Source organism: Bacteroides sp. UBA939, assembly GCF_002293435.1.
In the GTDB taxonomy this organism is placed as follows: domain Bacteria; phylum Bacteroidota; class Bacteroidia; order Bacteroidales; family Bacteroidaceae; genus Bacteroides.
Genome location: NZ_DBDF01000114.1, coordinates 1 through 3,475, shown reverse-complemented (window position 1 = coordinate 3,475; position 3,475 = coordinate 1). Strand labels below are relative to the sequence as shown.

The following is a 3,475-nucleotide window of genomic DNA, read 5'->3' as shown; positions in this document are numbered from 1 at the left end:
TGAGTAGCAGTTTCCAACTCTGTACCTTTCCCTGTCGGCAAAGTTATAATATTAGTTAAACTACTATATTTATTAGTTGAATAACTTATATATATAGTTGTTTGTTATAAACTTATTCTTATCTTTGCATCGTTCACTCCTGTAAAATAGAAAAGCTATGAAGCGATTGACTGCAAAAGAAGAAGAAATCATGCGAATGTTTTGGGAACACGGGCCTATGTTTGTTCGTGAGTTGCTGGCTTTTTATGAAGAGCCGAAACCACATTATAACACAGTGTCTACTTTGGTGCGTGGATTAGAGGAAAAAGGTTTCGTCAAGTACAGACCTTATGGTAATACCTATCAATATTATGCGACTGTATCTGATAAAAACTATAAGCGCTCTGCGTTGAATGATGTTGTAGCTCAATACTACAACAACTCCTACACCAATGTTGTGTCTGCATTTATTGAAGAAGAAGGCATGTCGGTAGATGAGCTTAAAACTCTGATTGCACGCATTGAGGCTAAAACAACAAAGGGATAAATACTCTGCCTGATAAACGCATATATCATGGGAACCATATTATTCTATATATTTGAGTCGACCTTGTGCCTGTTCATCCTGTATTTCTTGTTCAGGTTGTTTTTCAGGAACGACACGCTTTTCCGTACGAATCGCCTGTTGCTGATGATGGGAACGGTAGTTTGTACTTTGTTGCCATTAATGCAAATAGATATTTCTCAATATACGCCTTTGCAGTTGCCTGTAACTACCGTTAGAAACCTGTTGACGGCAAAAGAAGCCGGTACGGTTGAAGAGAGAATTACCGGTAAAGAATTTCCATTAGAGGAGACAAGTATTTCTGTAGAATCAGAGGGTGGAATCATAGAATCATCTCGTGGCAATGTAATGTCCGTCATTCCAGTGACCTTGCTTCTGGGTGGCTGTTACTTTCTGGGAGCTTTAGTGGTATTTATTTCCTTTCTACTTTCCACCATCCGTATGTATCGGCTCATACACCGTTTCCCTGTTCACAAGTATGGAAAGTACAGGCTAATCATCTGCCCGGAAAAGATTATCTCTTTCAGTTGGGGAAATACAATTGTCTTATCTGAGAAGGATTACGAGAAGAATCCCGAAGAAATATTATTGCATGAACAGATACATTTGCAGCACCGGCATACATTGGATCTGCTTTGGATGGAATGTCTCGTCATATTCCATTGGTTCAACCCTGCCGCATGGCTGCTGATGCGTGAACTCCGGGAAGTGCACGAATATGAAGCCGATAGCGGCGTTATCAATCATGGCATCGATGCAACTCAATATCAACTTTTATTGGTGAAGAATTCCGTAGGTACAAGGCTCTACTCTATGGCTTGCGGTTTCAATCACAGTAAACTTAAAAACCGTATCACAATGATGTTAAAAAGAAGAACAAACAATTGGGCACGTTTGAAGCTATTGCTCTTCGTGCCTGTGGCTGCCGGAACGCTCTATGCGTTTGCGCGGCCGGAAGTTAAGGAAACAGTGGAGCAGGTGATGACCCCTGCAAGTGTAGAACAGGATTCGATTCCAAGAAGTGAATTGGAACAATTGAAGGCTTTCTTCAAACACAAGGCTAAAGATGCTGCCGAAAGAAAAGATACTGTCGGCAGAAAAGAAGTTTATACAACTACTGTCGGCAGAAAAGAAGTTTATACAACTATTATAATTAAGGAGGGAGATGCTCATAGTATTGTTGTGAATATGCAGAATCGGATAATGTTGGATGGCGAAAAGATCAATGATGTGAAAACTTTGTCAGCCCGTCTTACAGACATATTAAAAAAAGACTATGAAGAATCTGTGAAGAAAAAAACAAATCAGATTCCCCCATTAATTACCATGTACGACCAAGGTTCGTCAGCAGATGCCGTTACTTCTTATCTTCGGGCGATAAAAGAGGCTTATTTACAAGTGCGTGCTGAAATATCAGAGCAATTGGGTGGAGTTTCAGAAGCTCGTTTGGATAGTCTGTTGCCCATATCAGTTCATTTCGCAAAGCCTAAAAAGTATAGTTCCTCAAAAGGAAGATGAATCACTATATATATATTCATCATTCTGACCATAAAAGCATTCTGAATACTACAAAAATCAGAATGCTTTGCTTTTTCTCGCAGGATTTTTCTAACTTTGTCGAAACAAATTACAGTATTAACCCTCCGCAAGTTCAATACTAAAAACATTGCGGAGTTTAAATGAACGTATTATGATTAACAGATTCGTCTTGAACGAAGTATCCTACTTCGGGCCGGGTGCCCGCGAAGTTCTCCCACAAGAAATCAAACGTCTCGGCTTGAAAAAAGCTTTTGTATCTACTGACAAAGACCTGATTAAGTTCGGCGTGACCGACAAAGTGCTGTCCGTACTGGACAAAGCCGGCATTCCTTACACCGTGTTCAGTGATATCAAGCCCAACCCCACAGTCAGCAACGTAAATGCCGGTGTGAAGGCATTTGCCGAATCCGGCGCCGATTTTATTCTTGCTGTTGGCGGCGGTTCTTCTATTGATACCTCAAAGGCTATCGGCATCATCACCAACAATCCCGAATTCAGCGATGTGGTTTCTCTGGAAGGCGTAGCGCCCACCCAAAAGAAATCCGTGCCCATCATTGCACTGCCCACCACTGCGGGAACTGCTGCCGAGGTAACCATCAACTACGTGATTACCGACGAAGTAAACCAAAAGAAAATGGTATGTGTAGACCCTAATGATATTCCGGCAATAGCCATCGTAGATGCCGAGTTGATGTACACTTTACCTAAAAGTCTGACTGCCGCCACGGGACTCGATGCACTGACACACGCCATTGAAGGTCTGATAACCCAAGGAGCCTGGGAAATGAGCGACATGTTCGAGATTAAGGCCATCGAAATGATTGCCCGTTATCTGGAGACAGCAGTATTTGAGCCGACTAATGCCGAAGCTCGTAACGGTATGGCTGTGGCGCAGTATATTGCCGGAATGGCATTCTCTAACGTAGGCTTAGGAGTTGTTCACGGTATGGCGCATCCGCTGGGCGCTATTTTCGATATTCCCCACGGAGTGGCCAATGCATTGCTGCTGCCTATCGTTATGGAGTTCAATGCACCTGCCGCACTCGACAAATATACGGAGATTGCCAAAGCGATGGGTGTATATAAAGAAGGAAAAAGCAAGGAAGAAACTGCCCGCATGGCTGTGGACGCCGTAAGAGCGCTGTCTGTAAGAGTAGGCATACCGCAACATCTTTCTGAACTGGGCATCAAGGAGAGCGACCTTGACAGGTTAGCTACTGCTGCCATTGCCGATGTTTGTACGCCGGGTAACCCTCGTGAGGTGACGAAAGAAATTATTTTGGATTTGTATAAGAAGGCGTTGTGAGAGAGTGACTAAGGATGAGTGATGAGTGATTAACACCTTGCAGCATTATAGCGCAGAACTAATGTAAGCATTCGGCTTAGTGCGTC

General features: G+C 42.9%; 3 protein-coding genes. All 3 read left to right on the top strand.

Going from position 1 to position 3,475, the window contains the following annotated elements; genetic code table 11:
* The first annotated feature begins 157 nt into the window (after nucleotides 1-157).
* The 3 genes from B2Z67_RS07655 (at nucleotide 158) to fucO (ending at nucleotide 3,389) form a co-directional block, all read left to right on the top strand.
* Entirely contained in the window at nucleotides 158-526 is a 369-nt protein-coding gene (locus B2Z67_RS07655; RefSeq protein ID WP_291529231.1) for a BlaI/MecI/CopY family transcriptional regulator, read from the top strand.
* A gap of 27 nt (nucleotides 527-553) precedes the next feature.
* The gene (locus tag B2Z67_RS07650) at nucleotides 554-2,062 is read left to right on the top strand and encodes a M56 family metallopeptidase (protein ID WP_291529230.1); all 1,509 of its coding nucleotides are present in this window, start codon (nucleotides 554-556) and stop codon (nucleotides 2,060-2,062) included.
* Nucleotides 2,063-2,234: 172 nt separating this feature from the next.
* On the top strand, nucleotides 2,235-3,389 hold the full coding sequence (gene fucO, locus B2Z67_RS07645; protein WP_291529229.1) for a lactaldehyde reductase: 1,155 nt from the start codon (nucleotides 2,235-2,237) through the stop codon (nucleotides 3,387-3,389).
* The last annotated feature ends 86 nt before the right edge of the window (nucleotides 3,390-3,475 follow it).